The organism is Aurantimonas aggregata (assembly GCF_010500835.1).
GTDB lineage: Bacteria > Pseudomonadota > Alphaproteobacteria > Rhizobiales > Rhizobiaceae > Aurantimonas > Aurantimonas aggregata.
Genome location: NZ_JAAAMJ010000086.1, coordinates 1 through 910 on the forward strand (window position 1 = coordinate 1; position 910 = coordinate 910).

General features: G+C 60.9%; 1 protein-coding gene. It reads left to right on the forward strand.

Going from position 1 to position 910, the window contains the following annotated elements; genetic code table 11:
- Positions 1-790, forward strand: a 790-nt coding sequence (locus GTW51_RS23365; protein WP_163046411.1) for an IS110 family RNA-guided transposase, incomplete at its 5' end; no start/stop codon positions are given.
- Between the last annotated feature and the right edge of the window lie 120 nt (positions 791-910).

The window sequence follows — 910 nt, forward strand, 5'->3', positions numbered from 1 at the left end:
ATATGTGAAACCGTTCGTAAAACGGCAGAAAAACGATGCGGTTGATGCGGAGGCAATCGCCGAGGCGGCCTCTCGGCCGACGATGCGTTTCGTCGCCGTCAAGAGCGCGGAAAAGCAGAGCCAGGCGATGCTGATCAAAACTCGTGATCTTTTACTCACTCAGAGAACCCAGACGATCAATGCGCTGCGCGGTCATCTCGCGGAATACGGCGTGATCGCGCCGCAAGGAACTTCGCATATCGGCCAGCTCGCGCTGGCTCTGGACGACCCGGAGAGGGCCCTTCCGCAGCTGGTCAACGATCTGAGCAGAGAGCTTCTGGATCATCTCGCAATGCTGGAGGACCGGATCGATGCGTTGAGCGCGCATATCAAGGTCATCGCGCGCTCGGACGAGGCCTCACGTCAATTGATGACGATTCCCGGCATCGGCCCAATCTGTGCGGTCGCAATCACCGCGCTCGCTCCGCCGGCTTCAACCTTTACGAAAGGCCGCGATTTTGCCGCTTGGCTGGGGCTTACGCCTAGGCAGAACTCTACTGGCGGCAAAACGCGGCTGGGCAAAACATCGAAGATGGGTCAGCGAGATTTGCGGCGCCTCCTGATAATGGGCGCCATGTCCGTGGTTCAACTGGCGGCGCGGCGGGGAGCGCCTGAAGGTTCGTGGCTCGCGCGTATGCTGGCGCGAAAGCCGAAGATGCTGGTCGCAGTCGCGCTGGCGAACAAGATCGCTCGTATCGCTTGGGCTCTGATGGCCCGCGGTGGGGCGTACCGGGCTCCGGCCGCCGCCTGAAGGCGATAGGCTGGAGATGTCGGGAATGCGGCGGTTTTGAGCGGAGGTTTATGGGCGAACAGTCGAGAAGGACGGGATTGGGAAAACCAGGTTAGCTCTGAGCGCTTCAAGCGCGCAAAG